The organism is Paenibacillus sp. FSL H7-0943 (genome assembly GCF_037963265.1).
Classification (GTDB): domain Bacteria; phylum Bacillota; class Bacilli; order Paenibacillales; family Paenibacillaceae; genus Paenibacillus_AQ; species Paenibacillus_AQ odorifer.
Genome location: NZ_CP150148.1, coordinates 1,848,442 through 1,866,212, shown reverse-complemented (window position 1 = coordinate 1,866,212; position 17,771 = coordinate 1,848,442). Strand labels below are relative to the sequence as shown.

At 45.3% G+C, this 17,771-nt stretch carries 11 protein-coding genes; 2 read left to right on the top strand and 9 right to left on the bottom strand.

All coding sequences use genetic code 11. The features are described 5' to 3' along the window. From NSQ55_RS08060 to NSQ55_RS08045, 4 genes are all read right to left on the bottom strand, one after another. Complete coding sequence (locus NSQ55_RS08060) at positions 1-936, bottom strand: carbohydrate ABC transporter permease (RefSeq protein WP_076126337.1); 936 nt, start codon at positions 934-936, stop codon at positions 1-3. 15 nt (positions 937-951) lie between these two features. After that, positions 952-1,923 carry an ABC transporter permease subunit gene (locus NSQ55_RS08055; protein WP_036680973.1) on the bottom strand — a complete coding sequence of 324 codons (972 nt, stop codon included), beginning with the start codon at positions 1,921-1,923 and terminating at the stop codon, positions 952-954. 11 nt (positions 1,924-1,934) lie between these two features. Continuing rightward, positions 1,935-3,680, bottom strand: a complete 1,746-nt coding sequence (locus tag NSQ55_RS08050; RefSeq protein ID WP_076126335.1) for an extracellular solute-binding protein — start codon at positions 3,678-3,680, stop codon at positions 1,935-1,937. Between the two features lie 405 nt (positions 3,681-4,085). Continuing rightward, the gene (locus tag NSQ55_RS08045) at positions 4,086-5,039 is read right to left on the bottom strand and encodes a glycoside hydrolase family 43 protein (protein WP_339172498.1); all 954 of its coding nucleotides are present in this window, start codon (positions 5,037-5,039) and stop codon (positions 4,086-4,088) included. Between the two features lie 494 nt (positions 5,040-5,533). On the opposite strand from NSQ55_RS08045, the gene ilvD reads away from it, so the two are divergent. Beyond that, entirely contained in the window at positions 5,534-7,219 is a 1,686-nt protein-coding gene (gene ilvD / locus NSQ55_RS08040; protein ID WP_339172495.1) for a dihydroxy-acid dehydratase, read from the top strand. Between the two features lie 177 nt (positions 7,220-7,396). On the opposite strand, the gene NSQ55_RS08035 is transcribed toward ilvD, so the two are convergent. Beyond that, on the bottom strand, positions 7,397-8,797 hold the full coding sequence (locus tag NSQ55_RS08035) for a polysaccharide deacetylase family protein (protein ID WP_076192865.1): 1,401 nt from the start codon (positions 8,795-8,797) through the stop codon (positions 7,397-7,399). Positions 8,798-9,005: 208 nt separating this feature from the next. On the opposite strand from NSQ55_RS08035, the gene NSQ55_RS08030 reads away from it, so the two are divergent. After that, positions 9,006-10,199 (top strand): AI-2E family transporter, encoded by a 1,194-nt coding sequence (locus NSQ55_RS08030; RefSeq protein ID WP_339172492.1) that lies wholly within the window; start codon positions 9,006-9,008, stop codon positions 10,197-10,199. On the opposite strand, the gene NSQ55_RS08025 is transcribed toward NSQ55_RS08030, so the two are convergent. From NSQ55_RS08025 to NSQ55_RS08010, 4 genes are all read right to left on the bottom strand, one after another. Continuing rightward, complete coding sequence (locus NSQ55_RS08025) at positions 10,157-11,974, bottom strand: penicillin-binding protein 2 (RefSeq protein ID WP_339172489.1); 1,818 nt, start codon at positions 11,972-11,974, stop codon at positions 10,157-10,159. The genes NSQ55_RS08030 and NSQ55_RS08025 overlap by 43 nt on opposite strands. 165 nt (positions 11,975-12,139) lie before the next feature. Continuing rightward, positions 12,140-14,212, bottom strand: a complete 2,073-nt coding sequence (locus NSQ55_RS08020; protein ID WP_339172485.1) for a methyl-accepting chemotaxis protein — start codon at positions 14,210-14,212, stop codon at positions 12,140-12,142. 47 nt (positions 14,213-14,259) lie between these two features. After that, positions 14,260-15,222 (bottom strand): alpha/beta fold hydrolase, encoded by a 963-nt coding sequence (locus NSQ55_RS08015; RefSeq protein WP_339172482.1) that lies wholly within the window; start codon positions 15,220-15,222, stop codon positions 14,260-14,262. A 1,455-nt stretch (positions 15,223-16,677) separates the two neighbouring features. Further along, on the bottom strand, positions 16,678-17,709 hold the full coding sequence (locus tag NSQ55_RS08010) for a glycoside hydrolase family 130 protein (RefSeq protein WP_076126323.1): 1,032 nt from the start codon (positions 17,707-17,709) through the stop codon (positions 16,678-16,680). Positions 17,710-17,771: the final 62 nt, after the last annotated feature.

Below are 17,771 nucleotides of genomic sequence, written 5' to 3'. Positions count from 1 at the left end.
CTATCCTTTAATCGAACCTACGTAAACACCTTTAACAAAATATTTTTGCAAGAAAGGATATACCATTAATATAGGAAGCGTAGAAACGACGATCGCACAATACTTAACCAGCTCGCGGAAAGCCGTCTGGCTCTGGGCACTATCGATGACTACCCCGCCTGCACTGCCGATCGAGGTTGCGGTTGCATCATTAGCTACTAATATTTCCTTCATTAATAGCTGCAGTGGGAACAGCTGTCTGTCCTTCAACAACACCATCGCATTAAACCATGAGTTCCAGTTCCCCACTAAATAGTATAAAAAGATTACGGCCAGCGTAGCTTTGGACAGCGGAAGAATCACATTCGTTAAAATATGGGCCTGACTTGCCCCGTCTATGGTAGCCGCTTCTTCCAATTCCTGCGGAATGGCTTGAAAGCTAGTTCGTAGGATAATAATGTTCCATGTGCTTAAAGCACTTGGCAAAATCATGGCCCACAAATTATTGTACAGACCAATATCCTTCATTAATAAGAACCAAGGAATCAACCCGCCGCCAAAAAACATGGTGATTGTAATCAGGATCATGATGAAGTTTTTGAAATACAATCCTCGTCTGGATAATACATAAGCTCCCAGAATGGTCATGATCATGTTGACTAATGTGCCTAGTCCTACATATATAATCGTGTTTTTATAGCCGTTGATCAGACTGTTATCTTTAAATACCAGCTTATAGCCATCCAAAGTGAATCCCAGCGGTTTCAGCAAAATGCCTTTATGAGCAATCAACATGCCGGGGTCGCTGACGGAGGCAAACAGGATGTGCAGGATCGGATAAAAACACACCAAGGTTAATGCGGTCAGCAGAGTATAAAGTGTGCCGTCAAATACTCTGTCACCGATGGATTTATGTTTTCGTCTTTTTTTCGCTTTACGCTGCAAATTATCTTTCATAGCTGTCCCTCTTTCTTACCATAAGCTGACCTCGGACCTGCGTTTGGCTATTGTATTGGTCATCCAGAGCAGCCCGAAGTTAACGATTGAGCTGACCAAGCCCACAGCCGTGGAATAACTAAGACTGGCTTCTCTTAAACCGCGACGATACACGTAAGAGGCAATAACATCCGCCGTATCATAGATCAGAGGATTGTACAGCAGGATAATCTTCTCGTACCCGGACGACATCAACCCGCCGATGGCAAAAATAAACAGAATGATGATAACTGGGCTGATCTGCGGCAGCGTAATATGCCACATTTTTTTAATCCGTCCCACTCCGTCAATTTCAGCAGCTTCATATAATGAAGTATCGATGGAACTCATCGCCGCAAGGTAGATGATGCTATCCCAGCCGATGCTCTGCCAAATGCCGGAGAAGGTATAAATCGGCCGGAAGAACGAAGAGTAGCCGAGCAGTGAAGAGTACTCTTTTCCGGTAATAAATTGCAGGATTTGCGTGATAATTCCTTCATCTGCGGCAAAGATATGAATGATCCCGCATACCACCACCAGGGAAATAAAGTGCGGCATATAGGTGATCGTTTGGACCACTTTTTTAAACTTAACCCCACGGATTTCGTTCAGCATCAAGGACAGAATAATCGGGGCTGTAAATCCAAAGGCAATCCCCCAAACATTGAGGAGAAGGGTGTTTTTAACGACCCGCCAGAAATAAGGCCCTTGGAAAAAATCAATAAAGTGCTTAAACCCTACCCACTCGCTCTGGCCAAACCCCAGCAGGGGTTTAAAATCCTTGAAGGCGATCATAACCCCCCACATCGGCCCGTAGCAGAAAATCAGGAACCACGCTACAACAGGGACAGCCAACAGATAGACAAACCAGTTCTTTTTCAAATCCTTCTTAATCACTAACTTGGTATTTTTAGGTTTGGCATCCTGAGGAATGGGCTTTATCGCTCTGTTTTTTCGTAATATTTCCATAAAACAACCACCTATCGTTTGTTATATCGATCTAAGGCTGCCTGATGGATACTCAAAAACTCTTCCAGTCCCATACTCTGAGCTTCTTTCAAAAATTTATCATAGGCATCTACCGGCAGGTCTCCCATTATGATTTTTGCAAAATACTCTCCACGCAGTGTCGACAGCTGGTTTCCAAGCTCGGCTTCCCGCGAAGCTTCATCTTTGGTAAAGGAAATAGGTGGCATAGCCATACTGGTGTCCATATTTTCTGTCCAATTCTTGCGAATGTCTCCCGAGTAACTTCCTTTGGCAGCGATCAGCGGGTTGGAATGATGCTCATCCCGGATATCCGGCCAGTTGTGCATCCGGTATTTCCATAAGGTTGTCGATACGGGCTGACCTTCAGGGTCTTTAAAGATATAACTGTTCTCTGGATAATAAGGCATCCCCGTCTCATCAATCAGGTGGACCGTGCCGTATTCACCAAAGTTAATCAATTCCCAGCCCTTTTTACTGTAATTAAAATCAAGCCAAGCCATTGCCGCTTCTACATTTTTGCTTTGCGTGGTGATCGCAGCTTCGATACCCGCTCTTTTGAAATTTTTGTACGTGGTTGCGGACTTATCTCCTTTGTTCAGAACCGGGTTCAGTGCCCCCACAAAGTCGATACCGCTTTGCTCTTTCCAATAACTCCACATCGTATCCGGAGAGTCCATCATCATCGCGGTATCTCCCGAAATGGCGCTCGCCATTCTCTGGTTAAAGTCTGCCGTTGCCCAGTCCGGGTTCAATAATCCTTCTTTGTTCCATTGCTGCATGGTGGTCAAATATTCCTTAGCTTTCGGCTGTGCTGGCCCCCAGGCCACTTTGCCATTCTCATCAAGGAACGTCCAATCCCATACTCCATATGCGCCATTTATGATGCCGGTAAAAATCTGGCCGTAAGTAGAGCCGTAATTAAGCGGTGCTTTGTATCCGACTTCCTTTGCTTTTGTCAGGAAGGTATGCCATTCATCAATCGTATTTGGAACTTCAAGCCCTGTTTTGTCCAGCGCTTCCTGCTTAATCAATGTTCCAAACCAAGTCCACTCTGAATATGGGGCGATGCCATAGAAGCCGAGCAGCTTGCCGTCATCCGTGACCGTGGTTTTTCTTCTTGATTCATCCGAATTGCGCCACTTCGTATAGTTCGGAGCATTTTTCTCCATCAGATCTGTCAGATCTATATAAGCGCCGTCATTTACGCCCGCTTCAAAACCTCCCGGATAACGTCCCGGCTCAATGATAATGTCAGGCAGTTCACCGGAGGAGATCATCAGCGTGAAGGCATCCGCTTCCTGGCCGATTGGCGGCGTGATGAAGTTTACTTTGATTCCCGTTAATTGCTCCACCTGCTTCTGGACAGCATGATTGTTCATATCCGGAATATTGGAATTCGCAGGCATCCATACATCCAGAACCACATCACCTTTAACAGGATAAGCTGAGTAATCATTTGGAATGACTTCATCGAAGACGTCGCCGAGGTATGTATCATTCAAGGAATGATTAACTTCGTCGATTTGCTCTTGCGTTGGGGCTGTATTGCCGCGTATGTCTGCACTGATATCTGTAAACTCAACCGGGTCTTTGGCTGTGCTCTCGTTCTCTTTGTTGTTGGAGACACCCTTATCAGCCCCATTGTTTGCACTGTTGCCACTACATGCTGTTACAGTCGAAATGATCAGTATTAACACAAATAAAAGACTAAAATAACGCTTTGCATTGTTCTTCATACTTAACCTCCCACTATAAAATATTTGCCACAACGCCTTAAGCAAATCCAAAGCTTGGAACCACGCTCCTTTTTGACCTGTAGATAACTCCCCTTGATTAATACAGTTTTTCTGTATCTCAGATCGAATTATAAGCATCCAAAATTAATATGTCAACGCTTTCATACAATAATTTTGTAATCTTATGAACTTTTCTCAAACAAATATATGGCTATACCAACTACAAACCTATTAAAAAAGCGTACTAACCATCTTGTATTTTGGCGAAAAACCCCTTATAAAACAGGCGTTTTTCGTCAATTTTTATCGACAGCGAATAAAAATATCTGAATTACATGAAAAGGCCATTCATTACAGTTTTTATGTAATGAATGGCCTTTTCAGTCTTGATTTCCTGTTTTATTCTTATTCTCCCGACGGTACGGTCTGAGCAAGCGTATCCCTACAAGGAATCCCAAAATCTGGTGTCCCATCCACCTTCCACCCAAATTTCTGGATACGGGTCGCGCGCAAAGACACATCCGCTCCAGCGGAAGGAAGCGCATGATAGACTATCCAATCTTCCTTGCCATCAGGAGAATGTGTGAAGCTATTGTGCCCCGTGGCAAAAATCCCGTTCTCTACACTTTTGCAAAATACAGGCGACATTGATTTTTCCCATGACAGCGGTTGCAAAGGATCTGCCGCTTCGTTCATGGTGAGCATCCCTAGTGCATAATCCTCAGACCAAGTCGTACTTGCCGAATAAACCATGAAAATACGATTGTGTCGCTGCAAAATTACCGGACCTTCGTTAATCGCCATGCCACCTTGCTTCTCCCATGACAGAGTTGGAGCGGTAAGCAGGTGATGCTCCCCTTCCAAGGTCCAAGGATTACTCATTCGCATAATGTAAATAGCCGACCCATAATCAGGAAAATGACCATATCCCGCATACAGAAAATACAGCTGATCCCGCAAAGACATTACTGTTCCATCCAACCCTGGAACAGGTGTCTGCAAAGTACCTCTCCATACCCACTGTCCTTCCAGCGGGTTCGCCGCTTCATTCTCCAGCACGCAAATCCGCCGTGAATCGTCGCCTCCTCCGTCATTCGCAGTGTAGTAAATGTACCATCTGTTGTCCAAATGATGAATTTCCGGCGCCCACAGATTGTAACTGTAGCTGCCCCCCGGTTCGGGAGACCAGATCACTTTCTTGTCGCCCTCCGCAAGGCCGGTCAAGGTTCTAGATCTCGTCAGCTCCAGACATTTAGCTTTTGTGGCCATAAAGTAATAATAGCCATCGGTATGTTTGAATACCCATGGGTCTCCTGAGCTTGCTACAATTGGATTTAAAAAAGTTGTACGCTGTGACATTCCCTTTCCCTCCTTAGCTTTTCATCCCCGTAAAAACGATCCACCGCGGCGATAATAATAGACAAATCCCGATTTTCCAGCACCTCCCATAAAATAATAACTCCCATCATACTCAGCTCTCCTAAAGTTGTCTAGAGTGGTAAATAGATACATCCGAACCCTGTTCCATTTTCCAAATAAAGCACTTTCCTTTCGAAAATGAGCTTTTCCTCCACTTCCCACGCTTTGCGTCAATCGACAAACTTCACATTGTCCGGTAGAAAAAACGTGCTCTTTGTGATAGACTCACTAATAACAATGACTTCTCCGTTCATTTTAGGCGGTAACTGTTTATACCAAAACAGCGGCTTTTTTTATAGAAACGGCATCGCTTTTCTTATTGAGGAAGCAGGTCCCCGTTCTTTCTATAAACCGTATATACGCAGGTCTTTGGAGTTCATTGCGTTAATGCGACACTATATTTGATTGAAATTCATTTAGGGGGGAATGTCATTATGGCAGCCAAGAAAATGCGTTCAGACATGATTAAAAAAGGCTTTGACCGTGCTCCACACCGTAGTCTCCTGAGAGCAGCCGGAGTAAAAGAAGAAGATTTCGGAAAGCCGTTTATTGCGGTCTGCAATTCCTATATTGATATTGTTCCAGGGCATGTGCATTTGCAAGAGTTCGGTAAAATCGTTAAGGAAGCGATTCGCGAAGCTGGTGGCGTTCCTTTTGAATTCAATACGATCGGCGTAGATGACGGGATTGCTATGGGACATATCGGCATGCGTTATTCACTGCCAAGCCGCGAGATCATCGCTGACGCCTTGGAAACTGTAGTTTCCGCGCATTGGTTCGATGGCATGGTCTGCATCCCTAACTGTGATAAAATTACACCGGGCATGATGATGGGCGCACTGCGTGTTAACATCCCAACCATGTTCGTAAGCGGCGGCCCAATGAAAGCCGGCGTAGATAGTAAAGGTAATAAGCTCTCTCTGACCTCGGTATTTGAAGGCGTTGGTGCTCACCAAGTCGGCAAAATCAACGATGCAGAGCTGCTTGAATTAGAACAATTCGGTTGTCCAACCTGTGGATCTTGTTCCGGAATGTTCACTGCCAACTCCATGAACTGCCTTGCAGAAGCACTTGGACTGGCATTGCCAGGTAACGGTACGATTCTGGCTGTTGCTGATGAGCGTAGAGAATTTGTTCGCAAATCCGCAACACAACTGATGGAATTGATTAAGCTGGATCTTAAACCAAGAGATATCGTAACTAAAGAATCCCTTGATAACGCATTTGCACTGGATATGGCAATGGGTGGTTCTACTAACACAGTGCTGCACACCCTTGCATTAGCTCAAGAAGCAGGTATCGATTATCCGCTTGAACGCATTAACGAAGTTGCAAACCGTGTTCCCTATCTGGCTAAGCTGGCTCCAGCTTCTGATATCTTTATCGAAGATGTGGACCGTGCGGGCGGCGTTAGTGCTGTATTGAATGAACTGCTGAAGAAACCAGGTGCTCTGTTCGGGGAATGTATGACCGTTACCGGCAAAACATTAGCTGAGAACGTAATCGGACACGAGATCCAAGATACTTCCGTAATTCATACTATCGACAACCCTTACTCCGAAAGAGGCGGTCTTGCCGTACTTTACGGAAACTTGGCTCCAGAGGGTTCTATCATCAAGGTTGGTGCAGTTGATGCTTCAGTAGGTGGATATCATAAAGGTCCTGCGATCTGCTTTGATTCCCAAGAAGCTGCACTGGAAGGTATCGCGAACGGTAAAGTTAAAGAAGGCCATGTAGTCGTTATCCGCTATGAAGGTCCTAAGGGCGGACCAGGAATGCCGGAAATGCTGGCGCCTACTTCACAAATCGTGGGTATGGGGCTAGGTGCTAAGGTCGGTCTGATTACAGACGGTCGTTTCTCGGGGGCTTCCCGCGGAATCAGTATCGGTCATATCTCTCCAGAAGCAGCTGAAGGCGGTCCGATCGCTTTTGTTGAGGACGGAGACATCATTGAGCTGGATCTCAACAACCGGAAGATTGAATTGCTGGTTGAAGAAGAAGTATTAGCAGTTCGTCGTACGGGTTGGAAAGAATTCGAACCTAAAGTTAAAACTGGTTACCTGGCTCGTTACTCCAAAATGGTAACCAATGCAAGTAACGGCGCAGTGCTGAAGATCTAATCCCTTTAGCAAAAAAGAATATTAAAACAAGCAAGAGCAGTCCCACCTTAGTATTTCTACTGGCGGGCTGCTCTTTTTTTAATTATCCCAATAAAAAAATGTTCCACAACCCATCGCTGGATTGTAGAACATCTCTTTACATGTCCACTGTAAAATATTTATCAATAAGATCATGAATCAATTGGTTACTGTCGCACCTGGCATTTCTACATCCGCAACCGAATCATTAAGTGACAACGATTCTTCCTGTTGCGATTTGCGTTTTTTTGCAGTTTTCGGATGATGAGGCAGCTGTTGATTCATCTTTTTGAGCAGCTCTGAAACAGGCATCAGGATAAGCTTCGGCACAAGGACCTCGCTCCGTTCTTTAAGCCTTGCCCCACCTGCTGGATGAATCACACTTAACAGGATTCTTAAGTAAAATTTGGAGGAACGTGCGAATAAGCCATCTGGCAAATCACGTACGGTAAAGCCGAATTTCTCCGGTCCCCGGTTAATCATGCTGACTCCGTAAAGCGCTTTGGCTTCTGCAAGATCCACATCTTTGGCAATGATCTCAGCAAGAATGGGCAGATCCTTTTCCATTCTGCGGATCATTCGAATCGCTAGTTGAGCGGAAGAACGTGAATGAATTCCTAATTCGAACAACTGTTTATTATCGATGTGCAGCTCAATGACTTTGTCGCCTTTACGCAGCAGCTCTCCACCCTCGAGTTCAACCGGTTCGCCCTGATATTTCCGCATCCGATAATGCAGGAAAGGATCTGACGGAGTAATCGTTTGGAGATGAAAAAGAGCTTGAAATACCTGTTCCCAAGCTAACCAAAGTCCTACAAGCACCCGTTTACCAAAAGATAAGCGCCGGATAGGTGACGTCTCAGCCATCTTAATCATCTCATCAATCCGAATGCTGCGTAGTCCCCGTTTACGGGCTTCCTCCAGAGTCTGCTCAAGAGCCACAAGCATATTCCCTGGAGCATCCGCATCTGCACCCAGCGTTGTGCCGCTATCATGCAACAACATCACTTCCCCAGGATTTAGACGGGCCAGCATCTTCTCAGTGAGTTTTTCGGCGCCGAGCTTCTCACGCCAATCGCCAAACATTGCCGACCAAAGCACAATTTCAACTTGGCGTCGTTTGGAAATATCAAATAAATTGACAATACCCCAAGGTGGACGGTAATACGTACTGCGTTCGCCAATAATATTATAGATAATATCATTCGTACGTTGAATCTGCCGGCGGACGGTTGCTGGCCGCATGAGCCAGTTCGTCTTGTGAACATAATTATGAATTCCGATGAGATGTCCCTCATCATGGATACGCTGAATAAGATCAGGATAACGTTCAGCATTAGAGCCGACTACAAAAAAGGTTGCTTTTGCATCATACCTCTTCAGTAATTCCAGCAGTAATGGTGTAAATCGAGGATCAGGTCCATCATCGAAGGTCAGTGCGAATTCATTTCGCCCAGTTCCTTTACGAAAGACACGGTAACCAAAAATCCGGCTGATCATACCAGGGATAAAAGCATAAAATGATGAGATGTAAAATAACCAGAGCAGCAAAGTCTGCATATTAATTCCCCGCTTTTCCAGAGTTGACTTTGGCTCGCCTAATGTCTGCAAGCAGAACCCGTGAAACGGCCAAGTGAAGTAGAATAAAAAAACGTTACCCCCTATTTTAACACATGTATCAAAGAAATAGACGCTTTTAAAGTAAAATCATGTACAATGTAATCAACCTGGCGTATCCACTTATAAAAAAAGGGAGTTGTTTATATCTATGCTGCCGTTATACAAAAAATATTGGCGCACATTTTTTGACATCGGATTAATTGTCCTCACGGTTTATCTAATTATGTTCTCCTTTAGTAAGCTGTATCAGTTAGCTGCACCTGTATTCCTGTCTTTTTTTGTATTTTTGCTTATCGAACCCTTGGCCCGCTTCTTGAACCGCCGTGGTCTTGGTAAACCTTTTGCCTCCGCCATTTCAGTGTTGCTCTTTCTGATTGTGCTGTTAGGTACATTATTTGGTGCCGGTCTACTGATTACGATCCAGGCCCTTCACTTCCAAGAGAACCTCCCTAAATATACATATGTGGTGCAGCAGCATTTTGTGGAGACCACGACCTACCTGCAGCAAAAAATAGATAACTTGCCACCCGATATTACGAACAAGGTCAACGGGTACTTTAAAGATGCCACGGATGTTCTAACAGGATGGCTGATTACTTTTCTAAAATACATGGCCGGTATTCTAGGCTCCTTCTCCACCTTCATGGCCAATTTCGGGATAGCCATTATTTTGGCATTTTTTCTTAGCATGGAAATCAAAGATTGGCGTAAAATCGCGCATGACAAAATGCCAAAAACCTTTAAGAACGCCTTCGCCTTTTTGCAAGGCAATGTTTTTAAAGCTATCGGTTCCTATTTAAAAGCACAACTTATTCTGATCAGCATTACATTTGCCATAGTTCTAGTCGGCTTATTTATTCTGCGAACCGGCAACGAAATCACAATGGCATTAGTCTGCGCGGTATTTGATGTTTTGCCGCTTCTTGGCGTGACGACAATTTTAGTCCCTTGGATCATCTATTTGTTCATCGTGGGCAATACATCACTGGCTATTGGATTAATTATCCTCCTTGCCATTGTACTAATTGTTAGGCAGCTGCTTGAGCCGAAGATTACCGGGAATTCGATTGGCGTATCCTCAGCCTTCCTTATGCTGTCGTTCGTCATTCTGTCCACATCTGCTTTCGGTATGGCTGGTCTGATTCTGTCGCCGATTCTGCTTATTCTGATAAAAGAACTGATTCAACAAGGGTATCTTCAGAGCTGGATCTATCTCCCGCAAGAGGAATTTATCGTTTCGCCCTTTGCAGCTAACGCTCCAGCTTCCAATCAGACCAGCTCTGCGCCACCACCTGAACCTCAAGCTCCAGAGGGAACCGATGATAATAAATCCAATATCTGACCGAACAGCTTAACGGCTAGATGTGAGCTGTCCGGAGCGACGTTCTCCACCGCTACCGACACAGCATATCTGGGATGATCCAGCGGCCCGTAGCCGATAAACCATTGATTGTTACGCGGCATACCCTTAACAAGGGTTTGTGCCGTACCTGATTTCCCGGCAACCGGCCATTTCGTGCTCTGCAGACTTGTGCCGGTTCCATCCGTAACTACTTTACGCATCCAGGACAGCAGCTGGCGGGCTGTAGATTCTGAGATCCTCCCGGCAGTTGAAGGGGAAAGATGACCCGGCAGATCCTCTAGCTTTTGCCCATTTGCAAAGGTTACACGCTGGAGAATTCTTGGCGCTCTCACTTCCCCGCCATGCAGTAACGTCACCACCAGGTTCGCTGCCTGAAGTGGGGTCACTTGCACATCTCGCTGCCCAATGGCCGTCTGCACTCTGGCGCCTGGATCATCCGGCAGCAAAGAAGTAAAGATCGTCCCCTTCTGCTCACCGGACAGTGGCTTAAGAACTGGAAAACCAAGCGTATTCTCCGCTTGCCAGCTAATATCTCTTCCAAGCCCCAGCGCGAGTGCTGTCGCTTGAAGCTGCGCCCCACTCAAACGTTCTGCCAGCGCAGCAAATACAGTATTACAGGACACGGCGAACCCTTGCGCCAGCGTGAGGGGACCGTGTCCTTTTCCTTTTAGACAAGACAATCCATATTTCTCATATTGCCCTGAACAATAGAAGAGCTCATCCGCTGAGGTGACCCCCGCTTCTAGTGCTGCTGCTGCTGTGACGATTTTGAAAATTGATCCAGGTACGGCAGCCTGCAACGCCCGGTTATTCCACTCTCCCCCTTCAGGGGATATCTTCTCTGGGTCGTAAAAAGGTAAAGATACCATGGCTTCAATATCTCCCGTTCCGGTGTCTAACACCACCACGGCTCCTTCCTTCATTCCAGCTTTAACAGCTAACTCCTCTATTTGTTCCTGAAGCTTTTTATCAATCGTTGTATATAAAGACAGCGGATAATACGGATTGCCCGGGGCTCGTACTTGAATGGGACTGCCCGGGACACGTTGCCCGCGCGCATCAACCTGAGCGTATGCCTCAGTATGCCCTACACCTCGAAGCAACGGCTCCAGGGTCTTTTCTAACCCGTCCGTTCCTGTCATCGGAATTCTCAGCCCCGATGGGGAAGCCTTCCCACCAGTGTTTGGGATCGCTTCCGATAAATATCCAAGCCACTGCCGACCAGTTGCTTTCCCATCATATCTGCGAGCAAAAGGAAGCACGCCTACGCCGTCGATCCCCAATGCACTCACTTCTTCTGCTTGTGCGGATGTAAGTGCGAGCGGTCCTTTTCCCACTGAGGATGGCCAAAGCAATGGTTCTTTAAGGGAAGAGCGCTTGTTTAGCAATTGCTCATAACTCACTCCAAGGATAGCTGCCAACCGGTGCATGGACTCAGCTTCTTCGTATACGACCTGCGTCACGGTATTCCTAGCCTTCGCCTCTTGAGGAAAAAACGCAGCCGTCCAAATGGTTTCCCCGGCAAGGGGTTCACTCTTTCGGTCATACAGACGCCCCCGCCCAGTGTCCAATACAGTCTCCCGTTCGCTTTGAATTTCTGCCATTTTTGCAAGTGTATATTTCGTTCCAGGGACCGTCTGTTCCTTCATAAACAGTTGAATCCACGCCAGCCTAAGGACCAACAAGGCTACTACTGAACATAAAATAATCAGTCCGCCGAGTATACGTCTGTGGACATTATTGTGCAATCCCATTCCTCCTGACTGACGTTCATAGCCTTTATTATGTCCCACCCGCTGGATTATTTACACTCATGCTTAGTTAGCTAATTTATAGCCTTTTGAATAGCACAAAGACCAGTCCCAAATAATGGGAGACTGGTCTTTGTAGTTAAAAATATTTACTTAGGTTATGCAAAGTTACAAATTAAACTTGGACAGTTTTTCTTGCAACTGCCGGGACGCATGCTCAAGCTGCTCAGACAGCTCCACTAAATGATCACTCACACTTTGTTGCTCCCCACTAAGCGAAGCCACTTCTTGAGAAGCTGCTGATGATTCTTCTGCAATGGAGCTGATATTGCCCATCGAATTTGACAGCACCTTCTGGGATTGGCTCAAGCTATCCATCGATAAAGCAACAGATTCCAAGCGTGTAATAAAATGACGCATCTGATCCTGTACAGATACGAAGATATCGCTAGTGCTCTCCACTGAAGTCACCTGCTGATTAAAAAGAGGGGCTACTTCCGAGAGAACACCTACGGTCTCGTTCATATCCTTCATAATAGTGTCAGTTATATTAGCCACCACAGCAATGGATTCTTTGGACTGATCTGCAAGCTGGCGTATTTCATCGGCCACTACCATAAATCCCCGGCCGGACTCCCCTGCCCTTGCCGCTTCTATCGTTGCATTTAGAGACAAAATATTCGTCTGCTGTGTAATATTCTGCATAACATCAAGCACCTTCATCACTGATGATGTGGTGTCTTGCAGCTCATTCACTTTCAACACGAGCTTATTCGTCATGTCACCCGTCTTATTGGTTTTACCAAGCAGCTCTTTTAACTCATTAAAACCTTCTTCACTAAGCACGCCGATACTATGTGCGGTATGATCCATCTCATGCGTAGCTGAGTTCACTTTGTTCATTTGCACCGAAATTTGCCCCGTAAGCTCGTTACCCTGGTCCGCCTCCAAAGCTAGGCTGCCTGAACCTCCGGCAATTTCTTCTGTTGCTGCGGCAATCTCTTTGGCTGCCATCGCTGTCTTACGCGATACTCTACTAAGTTCATCGGCAGTTTCCATTACCTTCCTCGCGGTTTCATTAGTATGGATTACCAGTTCTGTGATCCGTTCCATCATCCTATTAAAGGAACCCGATAACTGACCAATTTCATCTCGTGAGGTAATATTCGTACGTACTCCAAGATTTCCATCTGCCCCTTGAGACATTAGATCCTTAAGTCGGGTCAAGGGCTTAGATACCATTCTGTACATCCAGTAACCAATTAGAATGGCGACAATAGCAGCCACCGCAACAATAATATATGTAGTTTTTAGAATACGAAGTGCGTCTTTCGTAAGATTCTCAGCCGGAACAACACCAAGCAATCTCCAGCTGGAGCTTTCCATCGTCCCGTACACAGCCAGAATGGATTTTCCTTTCTCATCCTTCGTTGGCAATGACCCAGCCTCATGCTCCAAACCATGAAGAAGAGTCCCTCCCAGACTGAGATAAGTATCTGTTCCCACTTGCTGGGACGATGCGATCAATTCATCCCTATCCGTCAGCAATTGCATGTAAGAGCTGGGTCCGAGATCAACTTTACGAAGCTGATTTTCTAATTCACTAATTCTAATATCACAGATAATTATGTATCCCGGGCTTTGTGTATCCCCAGCTATCGATTGTGCCAAATGAAACATACCCGAAGTATTTCCGGCTTGCCCCTGTTCTGTTCGGGGAATCCACAATGTTTGTGGTTGCTCCTCAAGCTGCTTGAACCATGAGGACTCTCTGAATTCTTTGATAAAAGCGCTGTCTTTTGATCCCGCTGACGAAGTAGGGACTTCCTGATTCATCGGGATGAGGTATACAGCTTCTACCCCCTTTGATGCGGTCAGCCAGGCATTTAGCTCGGCGCTAATCTGGTTGGACTGCAAATTACGTTCCTCATTACTTGTAGTGGGATTATTCCCTTGTTTGAGTGCATCCTGAATCTCATTGTTGTAAAGAATTCTTCCTAGGCCATCCTCATAACGCAATAATTCAACATCAAACTTCTCTGCAGCTTGGACGACTGTCTGTTGATTGGCTGACAGCGCGTTATTCTCGATCGTTTGCTTAGCTACGGAATAGGAAATGTAGCCAAGTGAGAGAACGAGCACCATTGTTGAGATGAAGAAGATGAGAAAAAGCCGCACCCCAATCGATTTGGCAGGGTGCAGCTGGAAATGCGCCTTTTCTTTTTTCACTTGCGACTTCATCAATTGTTCACCACCGTTGTCTTCAGTTATGCCTGCTGGCTTATCTCTTACAAGGTCATGAACAATTCCAACGCCCGATCGGCAAGATATGGTAAATACTCATGACCGTACTCATAATAAACCATAAGCTCTTTGGACGCTAGTATTTTATTGTATGCGGCGAATTGAGTTGAAGGTGGACAAATCGTATCGGATAACCCGGTAACCCACAGTACTTTGGCCTGTATTCTTTCGGCAAGATTCTGAATATCGATATAACCGAGCCTATTAAAAATCTCATCCTCACGCAAATGATAGGGATCAAAAAACCGGAAATAATAGTTGATCTCCTCATAAGCTGAAGTGGTAATATCCAGCTCCCAAGCACGTTTATAATCTGAAAGGAAGGGATATACAGGCAGGGCTATTTTTATGCGAGGCTCTAATGCTGCACAAGCCACAGTCAGCGCTCCACCTTGAGATAGTCCAAAGGCACCTACACGTTCAGGATCAACTTCATCCATAGACATCAGAACTCGGGCAGTCTGTGCCGTATCCAAAAACACATTGCGATAATAAAGGTTATCAGGATTAGGATCATCCATCCCTCGAATGATATGTCCGCGTATCGTAGTCCCTTTTACAGTAAGGTTATCTTCGGAGAGGCCACCCTGGCCGCGACAATCCATCGCCAGGACGCTAATCCCGTGAGCAGCATAAGCCACCTTCTCCATCCAATCCCCGCTGTCACAGGAGTATCCATGGAACATCACTACACCGGGACCTTTTTTATGTACGCTGTTCTTCGGTCTTACATATTTGCAATGGATTCTTGCACCGCCAACTCCGGTAAAATACAAATGAAAACATTCCGCAAGTTCACTGACAAACTCCGCTGGTTCCAGTTCATAATCCAGCGGCTGTGCATCCAGATCACGCAATGCCCGCTCCCAAAACTGCTCGAAATCATCCGGTTTTGGACTACTTCCGTTATATTCCTTTAACTGTGACAAATTCATGTCGCTTCCCAAAATATTATTCCTCCTTAAGTTATGTAACGAAATTGTTCGCTTGCTGTTCGTAACCGCGAAGCAACGTTAGAGTTACTATGCTAGATAGAAACGGAAAACCCAATATGGGTTTTCCGTTGATGTATGGATAGTTGCGATGGGATAGTGGGATGGGATAGTTGGGATGGAAAAGTTGCGATGGAGTGGGATGCAATAGTTGCGTTTTCTGCGACTGGATAGTTTAGTCGCAGCTCCGAGGCTGGATAGTTGCACTTTGTGCAGCTATTACAGTTGAATATGTGTGTTTTCCCTCCTAGTTGCACTTTGTACAACTAAAAAACGGTAAAAGGAGCTTTTGGTGGTTACTTGGCTTATATAGTTGCACGAAGTGCAATTATATCGCTTAGTAAACAAAGAAATGTTAGTTTAAGTGCACAGAGTGCAACTATTTACGTCAGAGCCATAGAGTAACTTAGCAACAGACTGACTGAGGTCGCCAACTGAGCCACATTCACCACTCACTCGCTGCTTGCCTATTACCTCCACAACTAATCATATTCCACGTACCTACTACCTTCTTATTACCTCTACAACCACTCACATTCCACTTATCCGCTATCTTCTTATTGCCTTCACAACTAATCACACTCCACGTACCTACTACCTTCTTATTACCTCTACAACCACTCACATTCCACTTATCCGCTACCTTCCTGTTGCCTTCACAACACCCACATTTCCATCTCGCCTATTAACTTCTTTATAATCGGCACAGTAACAGCTTCTGGCTGGATAGTTGTACTTTGTGCAGCTATATTTCAGCTGAATATGTGTGTTTTCCTCTTAGTTGCACTTTGTACAACTAAAAAACAGCAAAAGGAGCTTTTGGTGGTTACTTGGCTGATATAGTTGCACGAAGTGCAACTATATCGCTTAGCACCTTAGGTATAGTTAGTTTAAGTGCACATAGTGCAACTATTTACGTCAGGGCCATAGAGTTGCACTTTGTGCAGCTATTACAGCTGAAATATATTTGTTTCTAATCTTAGTTGCACTTTGTACAACTAAAAAACGGCAAAAGGAGCTTTTGGTGGTTACTTCGCTGATATAGTTGCACGAAGTGCAACTATATCGCCTAGTAACCAAAGAAATGTTAGTTTAAGTGCACAAAGTGCAACTATTTACGTCAGAGCCATAGAGTGACCAAGCCACAGAGTGACTAAACAACAGAGTGATCAGAATCGCCAACAGAGCCGAATTCCCCCCTCACCCGCTACTTATCTATTACAGGCGATAATGTGTTGTTCTGTTGTACATTCTGCAACAGAACACGGAGGTCGCACAAGGCAACCTCCGCACTGAGCACACCCAACAACATTCAACACACCAAAACCAACACACTTCTTTCGAACTCTACGCTACGCAATTCTCCGGAACTCTAGCAAACCCACTGAAAATATAGGTTATTAAGTCCAATTAGATTTTGCCTAAACCTGCATCATCGCCAACCTCTTCATGGGTTTCGATGACATAGTTGACGATTTCATCAACCGTTGTATAAGCAACGCCTACATAAGTATCAGCCGCGCCATAATAGATGGCGATACGGCCGGTTTCTGCATCATGCAGAGTAGCACATGGGAATAGGACGTTATTCACAAAACCTCTTTCCTCGTACCATTCTTCTGGTGTTAATACAAAGTTCTTCGAGCGATATTTTACTTTCGAGGGCTCATTGATGTCCAAAATAACCGCTCCCATACTATACACAAGACCATTGCACGTTCCAGTTACGCCATGGTAGAACATCAACCAGCCTTCAGTAGTTTCAATCGGCGCTGGTCCGCCACCAATTTTGACACTTTGCCACCAGCCTTGACCACCCTTGGTCATTACATGGCGGTGTTTTCCCCAATATACGAAGTCAGGGCTCTCACTAAGGAATACATCACCAAATGGCGTATGGCCACTGTCACTTGGACGGGACAACATCACGAAGTTGTTGTTGATTTTTCTAGGGAACAGTACGCCGTTCCGGTTGAATGGCAGGAATGGGTTTTCCAAGCTGATAAATGTTTTGAAATCTTGTGTTTTTGCTACCCCAATAGCTGCTCCGTAGAAATCTGTACACCAGATAATATAAAATGTATCTTCAACCTTCACCAGACGTGGATCGTAAGCATAACGCGGCTGATAAGGATTACCTTCTTCATCTATAAATCGGATCGGCTCATCATCGATTTTCCAATCCAAACCATCCACACTATGTCCCATACGCAGATGCGGACGAGTAGTGTTATCTTCTACACGAAATACACCAATAAAACTACCTTCATACGCAGCAACCGCACTATTGAAAATACGGGCTACACCTTTTGCAGGATTTCTTTTGATAACCGGGTTATCATTATGTCTCCAAATCGGATTTTCGTAGCCAGCAGGCTTTTCTTGCCAAGGCATGTTCGGGATGTTAATTGCACTTGCTCCAACCAATTTTACTTCACTCATTAGTTTTCCCTCCAAATGTATGCAACTTTTCAGTATGCTATTTTATCTAGTACTGTTATTAA